Raw genomic sequence first — 16,270 nt, 5'->3', positions numbered from 1 at the left:
ACGCGATCAGTGCACTCGGTGCAGGATGCCCTGCTCGAAAAAGCCTGCGCCGGAGCTGCCTTCGCATTCCAGCGACATGAAGTCGTCATAGGTCCCAAACGAGGGCCCCTCCGAGTCTGCGCCCATCGGGACGAAGAATCCGGCCAGTCGCGACGAGAGGGTCACCAGCCTCGCACCGCCGCCGGTGTCGCGCAGCCTGGCCAGCCGGAACTGCCCCGCGGCGTCGCGCCCGAAAGTGACGTCGGCAATCGTGCGTGATCGGTCCGCGTCGATGAGGAATCCGTCGGATCGCAGTATGCCGTCCGCGCCCAGAAACTTCATCACCGTGATGAAGATGTCACCGAAAACCGCCACCAGACCCGCGTACTCGATCCATTGCGCCGATTCGTCACGGAAACCCCAGGTGCGATCACGCATACCGCGTGCCCGCACCTCCGACTCGACACCGTCGAGCACCAGCGTGCCGGTGATTTCACAAGCCTGCTGGAAATGCTGAAGCGGTTTGCCCGGGACCAGCTCGGGAACCACCCCGCCCGCCGCATAGTCGGCGGGCGCGAACAGCGGGACGTTGACCAGATCGGTCCGCAACCGCGGATGCCGCACCGTTATCACACCATTCAGACCGAAGTCGATCGACGCGCTGGCGAAGCTGCCCGGCGGCAGGTCTTCGATGATCTCCAAAACCTTGCCCTTGACCGTGACGCTGCACCGGGCCCGCCGGGCCCCCGTGCCATTCGGCGATGTCGAGACATGGAATGTGCCGAACACCTCGTTCGCGGTGTCCCAGAATGAAAGGTAGGCATTGTCTTTCCACACGGGGTCGGCCGGGCCCGCGGCGTCGGGGTGGATGGGCTCGGCCAAAGGTCCCCAGGTGTCGGCAATCTCAGCGACGGTCATCGGCTTGCTGCTCCTATTCGTTGCATGATTTCGACGGTGCCGGCGGCGCCGTCGATACGGATCACGTCGCCGGTGTGTAGTGCGGTGGTGCCGCGGCCGGTGTTCATGACGCAAGGAATGCCGAGTTCGCGGGCGACCACGGCGGCGTGGCTCATCATGCCGCCGATATCGACGACAAGTCCGCTGGCTAAAAACATCAGGGACACCCAGGACGGATCGGTGGTGTGTGCGACGAGAACATCACCGTCGTCGATTTCGGCGTCGGCCGGTTGGTCGACGACTACCGCCCGACCCTCGATGACTCCCCCGGAGACGCCGACGCCGGATAGCGACGTGATCGTCTCCCCGTCGTTGCCGGTCTTGACGACCGGTTGTGGCTGACCTGTCCACCATGATGGGACATCGAGGCCAAGATACTCATCGCGCAATGCTCGCCGCTGAGCGACAAGAGGTTTCAGGTCGCCCCGCGGATCACGGCCAAGCTCCTCCGCGGTGAGGAAAAACGCGTCATCACGGTCGCCGAGCCGATGCCCGGCGACGAGCTGGTCGCCCAGCTGCCGCGCGCAGGCGCGAATGACATCCAGACTTTGCAGGTACGACACTTTCCCGACACCGCGCAACGGCAGAAATCGCCGGGCCAACCGCAGCACCAGGCGCGCCTTGAGCCTCTCCAGTCTTCCGAACGCCGCATAGAAACGGGCCTCGGCAGACTTGCCCGCCCGACGCTGGGCGGCAGGATCGTCGTTCGGTGCGGCCGCATCGCCCATAGCGCGATACCGCGCCACAATCTTGTGCACGGGGGCGGGATTTTCCCGCCACGCCACGCTGGCCACCTCGCCCTCCCCGGCGCAGTGGTAACCGTGGCGGCGCAGAAAGCCTGCCATATCGAGGCGGGCGCGCGAGACCGCCCACAAATCGGCCAGCACGTGAGCCTCCTCGTGGGAGCCATGCCCGCGCAACAAGTCGGTGCTGTCCACACCGGCTCGCGCGGCCAGGTTCGTCAACTGCTCATGCAGCGGCTGGATGGCGCACGCGCTGACCACCGCTTGCGCTGCCAGTGTCTCGTCGAAGCGAGCAACCGCATCCGTCAATAGCGCTCGGGTCTGCTCGTCGGACAGCGACCCGACACGGCTTATCTCCGTGCGCCACCACGCATCGGTGTCGGCGCGCAGTCGATCCATCCGGCGCGCGATTTGCAGCAGCGTCCGCGGGTAGCGCGCGGCGATCCAGGGCAGGCGGCGCATCGACGGGCGACTGACGAAGTCCTCGGGAACAAATCCGAAAAAGTCGCGTGACAACGCCTCACCCGTCTGGCCGGGTATCAGATCACCCATCTCGCAGAGGAAATCGACCCGCACGGCCATGCGGCCATAAAACGCGCCCGTGATGCGTTGGTCGGCGTCCCCCGGAATGGCCACCTGTCTTGCCGGCAGCACGCCCATCGCCGCGAACGGTGCCCGCAATCCGAGCTCACTGGCCGGAACCCACACGCTCGCGCACAGTGGCGTCATCACACCGGGAACGGCCTCCGCCAGGTTGATCGAACTCCACGACGCGTCGGGAGGCGATATCGCGTGCAGAGCAGACGCGGGGGCGTCTGCCACTTCCCGCATCGAATCCTCCCGCGAACAGGCCGATCAACAGGTTTTCTTACTAATATTAAAATCTAGCACGGATGCGTCGGCCGTTGTATCGTTTCGTAAAGCGCACGGCTGCATAGGCGGCGAAGGCGTTGACACTGCGATCGGAGCTTCCAGTTGACAGCGACGTTGGCCAATCCTCCATCTCGATGAGTATTCCTGCAGCCAAACCGAATTCGGCGGCATTCGTCACCGGGGCATCGTCAGGAATCGGCAGAGCACTCGCGGCAGAACTCGCCGGTGTAGGACATAACCTCGTCCTGGTGGCACGTCGCCGTGCGCGCCTGGAAGCGTTGGCGGCCGAACTCCGGGACCGGTACGGAATCCGCGTCGACGTCTTGACCTGCGATCTCTCCGACCCCTCGGACCGCGATCGGATGCTGGCCGACCTACGTACTTTGGGTCACCAACTCGACGTCCTGATCCTGTCCGCCGGTTTCGGGATGGTCGGCCCATACCTGGGCCACGATGCCGACCGGTTGATCAACATGGTGCGCACCAACGTCGAGGCAACCATTGCACTCACCCGAGAGCTGGCCCCGCCGATGGCCGAACGTGGAAACGGAGCCATACTGCTGGTCTCCTCGATGGCGGGCAACCAGCCGATGCCCTACTTCGCGCCCTATGCCGCCACCAAGGCCGCGATCACCTCGCTGGGCGAATCTCTGCACAGCGAGCTCAAACCGGCCGGAATCACGGTGACGGTGCTCGCGCCGGCGAACGTCGCCACCGAGTTCGCAGAGATCGCCGACGCATCGCGCCAAACCAATCGTCAACCCGCACTCTTGACCGCTACCGCCGAAGAGTGCGCGCGGGCAGGTATCAAAGCCCTGCGCGACGGCAAGCGAAAGCTTGTGCCTCTTCCACAGGCCGCGGCCTTCGCGTGGGTCGGCGCTCACCTGCCTCGGCGGATCTGGTTTCGGGCCTGCCGCATGATGCTGAATTGAGCGACCCGACTGCTGGCTGGAATGCGTTCAGGCACTGGGCGAAAGTGTGTCGATCCGCGCGCGCAGGCCGTTCACTTCGCGTAGCAGTCGCGTGATTGACACGTCGTCATCACGATCGGCGTCGATGGCTCGCAGCAGGAAGACGAAGTTGGGCAGAAACCACAACAAGAAGGAAAACACCGGTACCCACCACACCAGGACTCCGTTCCAAGCGAGAGGGCCGGTTTTGAAAAACACTAGGAAGCTGGCGGGTACGAAGGTGATGGCGAGCCATAAGTTTACGTAGCCGAGCCAGCGCGGAAAAATCGGCTCGGGTCGCCGGTCGATCAGCACTGCGACACCGAAGATCGCCAACTGCAGAACGAAGGTCGAGACGACACCGAGGAAGAAGAACCAGCTGATGTCGTAAAGAGCCCGGGTGACGTCGGGATGCTGATCGGCCCGGTACGTCGACACGAGCATGAAAACGTACGGGATGACGAATTCAACGGTCGCCAGCGCACCCAGGGCGAGCTGTGTGTACGCCAAGATCGGGCGGAGTCCTTCGATGCGAAGCATCTGTATGGTGAATGACGCCAGAAACGGCATTAGCAGCGGGCAGGAAGCCAGGCAGATCACGATGCCGATGCGGATCGCCGCGCGATGCTGATCGATCATCGCCGCAACCTCTGCCGCACTCTGGTTCGGTGACGGGGGCGGGAAGAACCCCGCCTCGACGAACCCGACCACAAACAATGCGCCCATCAACGGGCCGGCCCAGACGCACGCCTTCTGGACGATACGGCTGGGTCCGGCCTTGTCCGCGTTATGGGCTACCAACGATCACACCTCGAGAAAGCCGATTTCGTACTCGGGACAATGGTATCCGCTCGTCGGCGCCGATCAAGGTTTTTGAGATCTTTGATACCAAAATAATTCGCGCCGGTCAGATGCCGCCGCGCGCGACGAGCTGCCCGGCAATCACGTTGCGCTGGATCTCGTTGGTGCCTTCCCCGACGATCATCAACGGCGCGTCACGAAAATAGCGTTCGACGTCATACTCTGTGGAATAGCCATAACCGCCGTGGATCCGTACCGCGTCCAGCGCGATCTCCATCGCCACCTCCGACGCGAAGAGCTTGGCCATGCCGGCTTCCATGTCGGAGCGCTCGCCGCTGTCGTAGCGCTCGGCGGCATACAGGGTGAGCTGTCGGGCGGCTGTGAGTTTCGTTGCCATGTCCGCCAAATAGTTGCCCACCGATTGGTGCTTCCAGATCGGCTTGCCGAAACTCTCCCGTTGCTGCGCATAGTCGAGCGCGTCGTCGAGGGCCGCCGTCGCGACGCCAAGCGCTCGCGAGGCCACCTGAATGCGGCCGGTCTCCAGGCCTTTCATCATCTGCGCAAACCCCTTGCCGGGCGCGCCGCCAAGGATCGCCGATGCGCCAATGCGGTAGCCATCGAAGGACAGCTCGCAGCTCTCGACGCCCTTGTAGCCGAGTTTGGGCAGATCCCGCGAAACCGTCAGGCCCGGACCGTGTTCCACCAGAACAATGGAGATGCCGGCGTGCTTGGGTGTCGCCTTTGGGTCAGTTTTGCAGAGCAACGCAATCAGACTTGAACGGCGGGCGTTGGAGATCCAGGTTTTTGCGCCGGTAATCACCAGGTCGTCACCGTCGGGAACCGCGGTGGTCGTCATGTTCTGTAGGTCCGAGCCGCCGGCGGGTTCGGTGAGCGCCATCGTTGCGCGTATGTCACCGGTCGCCATTCCCGGTAGGTAAGCCTGCTTCTGCTCGTCGGTGCCGAACCGCGTCAGCAGTTTGGCGACCACGGTGTGCCCACCCATGGCACCGGCCAGGCTCATCCAGCCGCGCGCCAATTCCTGGGTCACCAACACGTAGCAAGGCATCGACACCGGCGATCCGCTGTACTCCTCAGGGATCGCCAGACCGTAGATCCCGATCTGCTTCATTTGCTCGATCCACTTTTCGGGATACTCGTTGGCGTGCTCGACATCGCGGACCGTGGGCCTGACGTCACGGTCGATGAATGCCCGGACAGTTTCGACCAGGAAGTTTTCTTCATCGGTCAGCGCAGAGCTCACACCCATCACCTTTCAGCCAGATATTTTATCCCAGATTAAAACATCTGGATGGCAGGTCCGGCCTTCGGGTGTTCGCTATGTCGCGTGTCCGGCTCTGGCTTCCTCTTCGCGAGTGAGGCCCGAGGCGGCTATCAGTTCCTCATGTAGTTCGAACCAGACCGTGTGGTAGGAGTCGATGATCGGCCGGGCTAACCAGGTGGTGTCGCCGTCCTTGACCTTGACCAGGGCAGCGTCCAGTTTCTTTCCGTAGGCGCTCAGCCGGGGCAACAGTGTGGTGACGGTGGCGACGATGGGCGATACCTGTTGGTGCACGCTGTCGAGGCGGTTCAGCACCGCGGCGTCGTACTCCGCGTCATCGTGTGCGTTGGGTTGACCGTCCTTGAGCTGCCAATCCGACACCAGCGCCTTGAACGCGTTGTTGACGGCCCGGAAATCATCGTACGATTTGGCCAGGACGGTCTGGTCGATGCCCGAACGCTCCTCTGTCAGAAGGGCATTGAGGCGCTCACGACCCTCGGGGCTGATACGGAGCATCTTGCCTTCCACCAGCAGACCCGCCGCCACCAATTGCGCTACCGTCGCGGCAACGTCAGCGGGGTCTTCGCCTACGGTGGCAGCCAGATCGGCCTCGCTCACCCGCCCCTTGAGCCGAACGGCCTGTAACACGATCAACTCAGACATTTGCCAGTCCCTTTCTGTCCTCGTTCAGTTGTAGCGCGATCAGCATGGTGATGAGCGGGTGAGGTGAGATGACGTCCGTATGACCTGCGGCGAGCGCGTCGGCTACCGCCGCCGGCGACGGGTCGGCAAGCGCCGCGTAGTCACCGTGAGTGTGGGCGCGGATCGGGCTGATCCCCCGCGCGATCTCGGCGAGCTCGGCCAGGTCAGGCGAATCCGTCTCCGACCAGGCCGTGCGTTCGAGGACACCCTCGCGCACTTCGCCCTGGTCACCATCGACGGTGATCAGCTTGCCGACCAGGGCAGCGACCACCCCGGCTCCGCACCCCACCACCGCCGGTCGACCGATCTCGCGGCTCACCACCGCGGCATGCGATGTCGCTCCCCCGATCTCGGTGACGATGCCGCGGGCGGCCAACATCCCTTGCACGTCATCGGGGCTTGTCGCCGTACGGACCAAAATGACGTCTTCGCCTTCGTCAGCGGCATCGAGGGCCTCGTCCACATCGGAGTAGGCCTTACCCGACACCACACCGGGACATGCGGGCAGACCCTTCGCCAAAAGGTTTGCCGCAAGCCGTGTTTCGGGTTGCAGCGATGGCTCGAGGAGCGCCTGGATGTGCGTCGGAGTCACCCTGCGCAGCGCCTCGGCGTCGTCGACCAATCCCTCATTGCGCAACTGTAGCGACAGGCGCACCGCGGCCTGCGCCGAACGCTTGGCCGTCCGGGTCTGCAACAGCCAGAGTTTGCCCTCTTCCACGGTGAATTCGATATCCTGTACGTCAGTGGCGAGGCCCTCTAATGATCGCGCCGCGGTCATGAGCTGTTCGTAGACCGCGGGTTGCTCATCACGCAAGGCGGCGACGGGTTGGACGTCCACTGTGCCCGACACGACGTCCTCACCCTGGCCGTTCGCCAGCCATTCGCCAAACGGCTCCTTGGCGCCGGTGATGGGGTTGCGGGAGAAAAGGACTCCGGTGCCCGAATCACTGGCCAGATTGCCGAAGACCATGGCCTGCACAATGACCGCGGTGCCGGCGCTGTCGTCCAGGCCATGATGGGCCCTGTACTTGATCGCGCGGGAACTGTTCCACGACGCGAACACAGCTTCGATCGCGCCCCGCAGCTGCGCCCAGGGATCGGCGGGTACCTCCGCGTCGCCCTCACCCCCCAGCACGATGCGTCGGTACATGTCGGTGAAGCGGTGGTGGGTGTCGCGGGCGAACTCGACGGACCCGCTTGCCGCGAGCGCGTCGGCGACCGCGTCGTCCATACCCAGGTCCAGAACGGTGTCCATCATCCCGGGCATCGACAGCGCCGCCCCGCTGCGCACGCTGACCAACAGCGGCCGCGGACCTCGTCCGAAGGTGCGTGACGTCTCGGCCTCGAGCCAACCCATCTTGTCGCGCACGTCACCCCAGATGTCGTCAACGCAGCGGCGCGGGTCAGCGAAGAACCTGGCACAAACCTCGGTCGTGATGCAGAACGCGGGCGGCACCGGCAAACCGTGCCGGCGCATCGAGTCGATGCCGTAGCCCTTATTGCCCAGAATCTCGCGGGGAAGGCGGGCACGTCCGTCTAACGTGATGACCAGAGGATGCGCTTCGCCCACAGTTTTTGACATAAGATTAAATTCTAGCTGACGGGATTCCTTAGCGGCCGGCCCCTCAGTCCGCTCGATGCGTTCGCACACTAGCCGTGGCATTCGGCGTGCACAACCCGCTTCACGAGAGTGCGCGGATGCCGGAGCGGACCTCGTCGACGAAAACCCCGGGCTGTTCCAGAGCGGCGAAATGGCCGCCCCTGTTGACCCCGTGGTAGTAGCGGAGGTCGGTGAACCTGGTGCGTAGCCATCTTTCGCTGACGTTGACTATCTCCTTGGGGAACCGGGTGTACGCCGACGGCACGGTTACCTCCTCGAATGAGCTGATCGTCGAGAAGCTCTCCCAATACAGGCGCGCCGAGGAAGCCGCGGTGTTGGTCAACCAATACACCATCACGTTGTCCAAGATGACGTCGCGCGGCACAGCATTCTCCGGATGCCCATCACAATCGGTCCAGGCGTAGAACTTCTCGGTGATCCACGCGAGTTGACCCACGGGTGAGTCGGCGAGCCCGTAGCCCAACGTCTGCGGCCGGGTTGCCTGCTGCACGGCGTAGGCGCCCTCTTGCTCCAGGTAAACCGGTAACCCCCCAACAGCCTGCTCGTCGAGGGTCAGTTCATCGAACCCGGCCAGTGCCTCCGGCGAGGCCAGCGCCATGTTGACGTGAATGCCGAGTAGCCCGGCCGGACGCTTGATACCCATCGCCGTGGTCACGAAGGCGCCCCAATCACCGCCTTGCGCATAGTAGTTGCGGTAGCCCAGGGCCCCCATGAGTTCGTTCCACGACTCGGCGATTCGCTCGATGCCCACCCCGGTGGTTGTCGGCTTGTCGCTGAACCCGTATCCGGGCAGCGACGGAATGACCACGTGAAAGGCGTCGTGGGCCTGCCCACCGAAGCGTTCCGGTTCGGTCAGCGCACCGATCACGTCGAGAAACTCGACCACCGAGCCCGGCCAGCCGTGCGTCAAAATCAACGGCCGGGCTTCTTCATGTGGAGAGCGCACATGAAGAAAGTGGACGCCCAGGTCCCCGATCGTCGCGCGGAACTGTGGGTACGCATTGAGCCGGTTGGCGACCCGGTACATGTCGTAGTCCCGCGCCCAGTAGTCGACCAGCTCACGCGCATAGGCCAACGGGATGCCCTGGGACCAGTCGGACACGGTCTCACCGTCAGGCCACCGTGTCCGCTCCAGGCGAGCGCGCAGATCCGCGATGTCGGTCTCGGGAATTTCAACACGAAAGTCGCTGATCTCCACCATGGCGCCAAGGCTCCCTTCCTCGGGAGTTAACGATCGCTTACACACACATTGACATGCATGCCGACGGTATAGCTTTTGCTGCAATGAGAATAGTTCTCATCTGCACACGGTCAAGAACCTCCGTTCTCGCGATTGCTGGGGCCATCCGTTCGGCGCCGCTGTGCGCGAGTATTTCGACACACGACAAATAATGCCGCCGGGCCGAAACCGGCGTAGGCCTCATCGACACGGCGGAACCCTTCCGATACTCTATTTAATTGCGGTTAGATTCATGTGAGAGCATTTGCACTGCTCCCGGCGATCAAAGGACTGGTCATGAAGGACGCTCCCCCACCACGCGAGGCCGATGTCGTCGTCGTCGGATCGGGACACAACGGGCTGGTTGCCGCCGCGTATCTGGCCAAGGCGGGCCTTGACGTCCTTGTCGTGGAGGCTTCCCCGACCGCCGGTGGTATGACGTCGACGAATCCGTTTGCGCCCGAGGCGCCGGAGTACACGATCAACGAGGCCTCGATTCAGGCGTCGCTGTTTCGCACCACCACCATCGACCGGGACTTGGGTTTGTCGCGTAACTACGGTTTGCGCCAGACGGTGATCGACCCAGCGCACTTCCAGCTCTCCGCCGACGGCGCATCGCTGGGCTTGTGGCGTGACCCCCGCAAGACCGCCGCGGAGCTGGAATATTTCTCGAAGAAGGACGCCCGCGCGCTGCTCGAACTCTACGAAGTCATCGACGCCGCGGTCGAGATCGGCCTGCCGATGATGCAGACCAGCGTGACCCAGCCGGAGATCAAGAACGTTCTGAAGTCGGCTCGCGCGGTGGTCAAGAATCGCAAGCAGCTGGCCGCGCTCGGCCGCTGGATGTCGAGCTCCCAGGCCGAGGCCGTGGAGGAATCCTTCGAGCACGACATGATCCGCGCGCCCATGCTGTCCAGTCTGCCCTTCATGCCGTTCGACGCCGACATGTCGGGCTGGTCGCTGATCTACCTCGGTGTGCTGAGCAAGTACGGCGTGGCGATGTTCCACGGCGGCACCGGATCGCTGCCCAAAGCGCTGATCGGGGTCATCAAGGACAACCACGGCGACGTGATCACCAGCTCGCCGGTCGAAGAGTTGATCGTCACCAACAACCGCTGCACCGGCGTGCGCATCAAGGGTGGCGCCGAAATCCGCGCCCGCCGTGCGGTTCTCACCGCATGCAGCCCCAGGACCACCCTGACCCAGCTGCTGCCGCGCGGAGTGCTCGAGCCCAAGAAGCAAAACGCCGCCGACCACATCCCGACCCGCAAGCGCGGTATCGCCGACGCCAAAGTCAACGTCGCGCTCTCGGGCCGGGTCGACATGTCCAAACACGAGAAATGGCGCGGCGACGGCATCGACATGCGGCAGGCCTGCAACTGCTACCACACCTACGAGCAGGCGCTGGCCGCCGCACGCGACTGCGTGCGCGGCAAGGTCCCCGAGGCCATCCCCGGCCTGGCCCAGGTCACCAACTCCTTCGACCCATCGATGTCACCTCCCGGAAAAGACCTCTGGTGGTTCTGGACCGGCCTGACCCCGTCCTACCCCGAAGACGGCTGGGACGTGGCCCGCAAAAAGATCACCGACAGCATCCTCAAAGACGCCGAGATCTACTACAAGGGCGTCGAGGACATGCAGGTGGCCGTGCGCCCGCTGGTGCTTCCCGATATCGAGGAGCGGTTCTGGGCGATCGACGGATCGGTGTACCACGTGGACCCGACCATCACACGTTTCGGCCCCAACAAGCCCGTCGCCGGCTTCGCCGGGTACAAGACCCCGGTCGATGGCCTCTACCTGACCGGGTCGGGCACCCACCCCGTCGCCGGCATCAGCGGCATGCCCGGCCAGAACGCGGCACGCACCATGCTCAAGCACTTCCATCTGCAAGACAGGGGCGGCCGGCTGGGTGTGCTCAAGGAGCTGGCGACGCGACGCAAGAAGGCCGACGTCGACCCGTACTCCAGCGGCCAGAACGACCCGTTCCCGGGCCAAGTCTGATCGAAGGCGCACCGACTATTGACGGTGCGCCAGAACCCTCGAGAATCCGTATGCGGCCCGTTGTGCCGGCGATGCGAACCCGCATTGCCATCGACGCCAACGTTGGCTACCCGCCGAAGCTCGGGTGGGTAATTTAGTCTGGTGTCAAAGACTTTTGCGGTGCCTGTGTCGAGGAGATGACGCGGGCGGCAAGCCGGTGGCGTCACGCACGGATCGATGCACGATCCGCACCGTTAAAGTGACATCATCGGAGGCTGTCGAGGGTCTGCAGATCCACCGCAGCCTGACCGATCCGTCTGATGAGTAGCCGCACGTGTGCGTCCGGCTGCAACGTCGACACCTTGCCAATCAGGAATGTGTACGTCCAGAAGATGAATCCGTGCATCATCTGCTGCCGATAGGCTAACCAGGCCTGGTCGAACCTCGGAGCCTTGCCGCCGGCGATCGCAAGTTCGTCGAGATACAGTCGCAGTAGATCTTGCTCCCATTCGCGTCGATCTGTCGTCGTAAGGGCTGCACTGATGGCGTAACTGAAGTCGATCGCCCAGTTGCCCTTCGCGATTCCCTGCCAGTCATACAAGTGGAATGATCCATCGGGAAGCCGAAACCAGTTCGCCGGATGCACATCCTGGTGGACGAGCGTTCTCGGGCCTGCCGCGTTGAGCGCGAGTGACTTAGCCAGTGCGGGCCGCAGTTCCTTCTTCCGCGAGTGGATCGCGGCCGGTACTTCGTCAGCAGCCAATCGCATACCCAGGATTGCGCCCGCGTCGAACTTGGTCTTGGCGTTGAAGTCTCGCTGCCAACTCTCAGTGGTTAACAACGACGTCCACGTCGAGTCAAGACGGGGGTCTTCCCACAGTTGTCCGTGATAGCTGGCCATTTCGCGAACCATCCCCTCCGCAGCCAGCCGATCGACGTACATCGTCGACGCATCGGCGAAAACGGCGCCGCGATTCACGGCAACGTCTTCGGTCAGAATCATCGATCGGCATGTCCTGGGATCCCAACCACCGAAATACCCGGCGGGAGCACCGATCTTGAGTTCGGGTCGAATTCTGCTGTAGAACAGTGCTTCGGCCCCGGCAGCCCCTGTGACACCGACGAGAAGGCGATTCACCATCGATGGTGTGGATTTTGCGAAAATTGCTGTCGGAAGCCCTGCCGCCGCGCCGGCAGGGTTGTAGCTCACCGTTATCGCTCGTCGCGAGCTCGTTCCATCCGAGCCTCCGCCCAGTGTGAAGTCGGTAACCCGCGCCCCGGGATGCGCGGAACACAGTGCGCCAGTGAGCCACTCCGGTGTTAGCTCTTCGATGCGTGCCGGCACCACGGCCGAGTTCGTGACCACGCCTCGTGGCCGGATCCGCTCGTACAACCGGATTCCCGCTACCCGCGCCACCGCCTTGGCAAAGTCGAGTCGGGCTGCCATCGCACGGTCCTGCGTTTTGTCGCTGCGTTTCGTGGCTGCCATCACAGCCCCGCCGTCGGAAATGCATCAAGGTCGTCAATGGCGTGTGCGACTCGCTCGATGATGAGACGACACACATCTTCTTCCTGCATAAGGGGCTGCATGGCGCTTCGGCCGATCACCGTCGTCCAGGTGTGGAACGGGTACATCAGACACTGCCGGTACAGGCGGAACGCCTCGTCAAAGCTCGGAGGCTGTCCACCTGCGGCGGCCAGTGCGTCAAGATAGTAGACGAGAAGATCGCGTTCCCATGCGCGTCGGTCTTCAACCGTCAAGGCTGTCGATACGACATAGGCATAGTCGAAGGCCCACGAACCTTTCATACAAACCTGCCAGTCAAGGAAGGCAGTGGCACCCATGCCGGATCGATAGGTGTTGCCTACATGCGGGTCTCCGTGCAGCAGCGTTGCGGGCCCTGTGCTGCAGGCCTGCATCGAAGCGAGGAAGGGCTGCCAGAGATCGTTGACGTTGTCGCGGATCCTCACCGGAACAATGTCCGCGGTTCGCCGGACCCCAACGGCCACCCGCTTGCGCATATTAAGGAATGCGCTGGTGTTGTGGAAATGATCGTAGGGCGTCTTCAGCCATGACGCGCGGGTGATCTGGGGACTCTCCCACATGGCGCCGTGGAAGCCAGCCATCACGCTGACCAGGCTCTCGATGTCCGCTCGCGAGATCCGGCTCGTGGCGTGCAGAAACGTGGCGCTGCGGGTGGCCGCGATATCCTCGGTTAGCACCACCGAGCGCCACGACTTTCGATCCACGGCACCGTAATAGCCATACGGACACTCGATACTCAACTTCGGCCGGAGGTCTCGATAGAAAAGTGGCTCACCTTCGAGGCATCGAATGAGCCCCAGGAACATTCTTTGACGCAACGTAGCGGTCAGCTTGGCGAATACCGTGTTTGGCAGGCCCGCGTCAATACCCGCGTCGTTGTACTGCAGGTGCAGCGTTGCCCGCGACGTGGTCTGGCTGGTGGGTCCAACCGCGGCAAAGTCGATGACCCGAGCGGCGGGCACATCTGCGCACAGCGCATGGGTAAGCCACCGGGCCGTCATCGCACCTACCGCAGCGGGCACCACGTTGACATCCGCGGTTCGCGGAAGCGGAAGCACCTCGGCAACCCGGTATGCGGTCGTGGAGGCGAGCCGGGCGATCACCCTGCTTGCCGTCGCCCCGGCTCCACCTTCAGCGCTCATCGCGTTCTCGTTGCCCTCCTGTCGGCGCACCCGCACCTCCTTACGCGGCGGTCAGCCGCCTTTCGCTCGACACCGGCTGGTGCTGGCGTGGCAGCACCAGTACTTTGCCGAGCAAAGCGACGGTGGCAGCGATGCCGGCAACGACCGTCAGCGCGCTGACGTGCACAACCACCATCGGTGGATGCTCCATGGAGTGCCGCACCGACAGATACAAGATTCCCTCGCCGAACAACCCTGCCGCGAAGGCCATCGGCACGATCGGGAGCAAGTAGAGGTAGGCCCAACCCCTGAGCAGCGGGGCCAAGCGGTACACCAGGATCCCACTGACCAGGGCCGACATCGCGTTGGTAAACCCGAGGAAGATCGGATACCCGAATAGCACGAATGGCTGGCTAGCTTGGTATTGGTATACACCCAGCACGCTGACGTACGTCATCTCGGCGGCGATGGCCATCACGACGATGAATGCATACATCATCCACACCGTTCGCATCGCTGGCCGCCGTGCAATCACCCCGGCGATCAATACCGTGGCCCCGCCATAGAACGCCAGATATGCGGCGGGCACCCAGATCGGCTGTGCGCTGCCGAATGTCGTGTATAGGTGCCACTGCCCTTGTTCAAGGAACCACAATCCGTACAGGTGATCGAACAGCGGCTCCATCAGGCACGTCAGCGTACCGCTGAGTATCACAAATACCGGCCACACGATGCGCTCTTTGCGGCATAGCAGCACAACCCAGATCAGCACAGCCAAGGCCAGCCCATAGGTCAAAATGGTCGCGACCCACTGCCCCAGCTCGCTAACCGGCCCGTCAATCCCGTCGGAAATCACCGGCGCCATCACGGCCGCCTCCTTAAAATTATTGAATGATGAAAACCGCTGCGTCCTAGTCTTGGATCGACAACGCCCCGGTCGGGCAGTCGTTCACAGCCTGTTCGACTGACGCACGTTCTGCTTCCGGCGGCTCGGGATTGATTGCATGCGATTGGCCATCCTCCCCCACCTCAAACACATTCGGCGCCGTCACCTCGCATAACCCGATACCCGAACACTTACTGGTGTCGACTCGCACTCTCATCAGAACATCCTCCGCATAAGGTTCAGGGCCCGTTGGCTGTACGGCGGGTAGACCAGACGAGGATCCGGCTTGGCCGGCTTGGACAGCACCGCGCGGCGATGGCTGAGCGTCTCGAAGCCCCATCTGCCGTGGTATGCGCCCGTGCCGCTGGCGCCTACACCGCCGAACGGCAGCGCAGGGACGAGGCAATGCATGGCAACGTGATTGATTACCGCGCCACCGGACGGGATCCGGTCGATGAGGTCACGACCAACCTGGGCGGAAGCAAAAACATACAGCGCCAAAGGCTTAGGGCGACTATTGGCGAAATCGACAGCCTGGTCCAGCGTTTCAACCGTTACGACGGGCAATATCGGCCCGAAGATCTCATCGGCCATCACCGGATCGTCGGGCGACGGGTCGACGATCACGGTCGGTTCGATCCGAAGCGTGGCGCCATCCGACCCGCCTCCGGTTACGACTTTGCCGTCGGTGGCGCTGATCAACGAAACCAATCGGTCGAACTGGCGTTGATTGACGATCCGCAACCTCGGATCCGCTTCGCCCGAACGGAAATCCCGGATATTCGCCACGATCTTGCCGACCAGATCGTCGACGATCCTGCGGTCGGCCAGCACGTAGTCCGGCGCGATGCAGGTCTGACCGGAATTCAACAGCTTCACCCAGGCGATGCGCCGCGCCGCAACATCGATGTCCGCGTCGGCCGCAACGATCACCGGACTCTTGCCACCCAGCTCCAGCGTGACCGGGGTCAAAGTGGGCGCTGCCGCGGCCATGATCTTCTTACCGATCTCCGTCCCACCGGTGAACAGAACATGGTCGAATCCAGCTGCTAGCAACTCTTGAGTGACGGACGCGTCGCCTTCGACGACTCGTACGGCCTCTGGGTCGACGTACTGCGGAAGCAACCGTGCCAACAGCGCCGAAGTGGCGGGCGCGAGCTCGGACGGTTTGATGACCGCGCAGTTGCCGGCCGCCACGGCGGCCACCAGCGGCGCCAGGCTCAGATACAGCGGGTAATTCCACGGCCCGATGACCAGCACCACGCCCAGCGGGTCGTATTGCACCCAGGCGCGACCGGGCAGCTGCGCCAACGGCAATGACTCACGCCGCCTGCGCATCCACTTCTTCAGATGTTTGCGTGCGTAAACAGCCTCGCCCTTGGTGGAAGCGATGTCACCCAGCCACGCCTCCGTCGGGGAGCGGCCCAGGTCGTCGGCCAGCGCAGTGGCGATCTCCGGCTCGCGCTCCGCGACGAGTCGCTCGATCCCGCGCAGTTGCTCCAGGCGCCAGTCCACGGGGCGGGTGCGGCCGCTGGCGAAAACCCTGCGGAGGTCGGCAAGCACGCCGGCGCTGCCGGCCGTCTCTATTGCATGAATAGTCACGGATCCTCCTG

14 protein-coding genes are annotated in these 16,270 nt (G+C 63.3%); 2 read left to right on the top strand and 12 right to left on the bottom strand.

Annotated elements, in window-relative coordinates; genetic code table 11:
* Positions 1-6: 6 nt before the first annotated feature.
* Together EPN51_RS18075 and EPN51_RS18070 are read right to left on the bottom strand one after the other, a co-directional pair.
* A complete protein-coding gene (locus EPN51_RS18075) occupies positions 7-897 on the bottom strand; it encodes a hypothetical protein (RefSeq protein WP_293045020.1) in 891 nt (296 codons plus the stop codon).
* Positions 894-2,408, bottom strand: a complete 1,515-nt coding sequence (locus EPN51_RS18070) for a PEP-utilizing enzyme (RefSeq protein ID WP_293045235.1) — start codon at positions 2,406-2,408, stop codon at positions 894-896. The genes EPN51_RS18075 and EPN51_RS18070 overlap by 4 nt, the downstream gene beginning before the upstream one ends.
* A 278-nt stretch (positions 2,409-2,686) precedes the next feature.
* Between EPN51_RS18070 and EPN51_RS18065 the strand changes: the two genes are divergently transcribed.
* Complete coding sequence (locus EPN51_RS18065; RefSeq protein ID WP_293045018.1) at positions 2,687-3,484, top strand: SDR family oxidoreductase; 798 nt, start codon at positions 2,687-2,689, stop codon at positions 3,482-3,484.
* Between the two features lie 27 nt (positions 3,485-3,511).
* Here the strand turns inward: EPN51_RS18065 and EPN51_RS18060 are convergent, their stop codons facing one another.
* The 5 genes from EPN51_RS18060 to EPN51_RS18040 form a co-directional block, all read right to left on the bottom strand.
* Entirely contained in the window at positions 3,512-4,303 is a 792-nt protein-coding gene (locus EPN51_RS18060; RefSeq protein ID WP_293045016.1) for a hypothetical protein, read from the bottom strand.
* 106 nt (positions 4,304-4,409) lie between these two features.
* Positions 4,410-5,570 carry an acyl-CoA dehydrogenase family protein gene (locus EPN51_RS18055; RefSeq protein WP_293045014.1) on the bottom strand — a complete coding sequence of 387 codons (1,161 nt, stop codon included), beginning with the start codon at positions 5,568-5,570 and terminating at the stop codon, positions 4,410-4,412.
* Positions 5,571-5,639: 69 nt separating this feature from the next.
* Positions 5,640-6,245, bottom strand: a complete 606-nt coding sequence (locus tag EPN51_RS18050) for a MarR family transcriptional regulator (protein ID WP_293045012.1) — start codon at positions 6,243-6,245, stop codon at positions 5,640-5,642.
* Positions 6,238-7,866 carry a pyruvate, phosphate dikinase gene (locus tag EPN51_RS18045; protein ID WP_293045010.1) on the bottom strand — a complete coding sequence of 543 codons (1,629 nt, stop codon included), beginning with the start codon at positions 7,864-7,866 and terminating at the stop codon, positions 6,238-6,240. The genes EPN51_RS18050 and EPN51_RS18045 overlap by 8 nt, the downstream gene beginning before the upstream one ends.
* 100 nt (positions 7,867-7,966) lie before the next feature.
* Positions 7,967-9,106, bottom strand: a complete 1,140-nt coding sequence (locus EPN51_RS18040) for an epoxide hydrolase (protein WP_293045008.1) — start codon at positions 9,104-9,106, stop codon at positions 7,967-7,969.
* A gap of 315 nt (positions 9,107-9,421) precedes the next feature.
* On the opposite strand from EPN51_RS18040, the gene EPN51_RS18035 reads away from it, so the two are divergent.
* Positions 9,422-11,125 carry an NAD(P)/FAD-dependent oxidoreductase gene (locus tag EPN51_RS18035; protein ID WP_293045006.1) on the top strand — a complete coding sequence of 568 codons (1,704 nt, stop codon included), beginning with the start codon at positions 9,422-9,424 and terminating at the stop codon, positions 11,123-11,125.
* A 244-nt stretch (positions 11,126-11,369) separates the two neighbouring features.
* Here EPN51_RS18035 and EPN51_RS18030 read toward each other — a convergent pair whose 3' ends face one another.
* Genes EPN51_RS18030 through EPN51_RS18010 form a run of 5 tightly spaced genes read right to left on the bottom strand, consistent with a single transcriptional unit; the run spans position 11,370 to position 16,259 of the window.
* Entirely contained in the window at positions 11,370-12,551 is a 1,182-nt protein-coding gene (locus EPN51_RS18030; RefSeq protein WP_293045004.1) for a phosphotransferase, read from the bottom strand.
* Positions 12,552-12,592: 41 nt separating this feature from the next.
* Entirely contained in the window at positions 12,593-13,822 is a 1,230-nt protein-coding gene (locus EPN51_RS18025) for a phosphotransferase (RefSeq protein WP_293045002.1), read from the bottom strand.
* A 10-nt stretch (positions 13,823-13,832) separates the two neighbouring features.
* Positions 13,833-14,636: a hypothetical protein gene (locus tag EPN51_RS18020; RefSeq protein WP_293045233.1), complete on the bottom strand. Its 804-nt coding sequence runs from the start codon at positions 14,634-14,636 to the stop codon at positions 13,833-13,835.
* 46 nt (positions 14,637-14,682) lie between these two features.
* Entirely contained in the window at positions 14,683-14,874 is a 192-nt protein-coding gene (locus tag EPN51_RS18015) for a ferredoxin (RefSeq protein ID WP_293045000.1), read from the bottom strand.
* Complete coding sequence (locus tag EPN51_RS18010) at positions 14,874-16,259, bottom strand: aldehyde dehydrogenase family protein (RefSeq protein WP_293044998.1); 1,386 nt, start codon at positions 16,257-16,259, stop codon at positions 14,874-14,876. The genes EPN51_RS18015 and EPN51_RS18010 overlap by 1 nt, the downstream gene beginning before the upstream one ends.
* Positions 16,260-16,270: the final 11 nt, after the last annotated feature.

The sequence above is a fragment of the Mycobacterium sp. genome, from assembly GCF_004298145.1.
In the GTDB taxonomy this organism is placed as follows: domain Bacteria; phylum Actinomycetota; class Actinomycetes; order Mycobacteriales; family Mycobacteriaceae; genus Mycobacterium.
The sequence above is the reverse complement of the archived record's forward strand: the minus strand, read 5'-3'. Positions and strand labels throughout refer to the sequence as shown.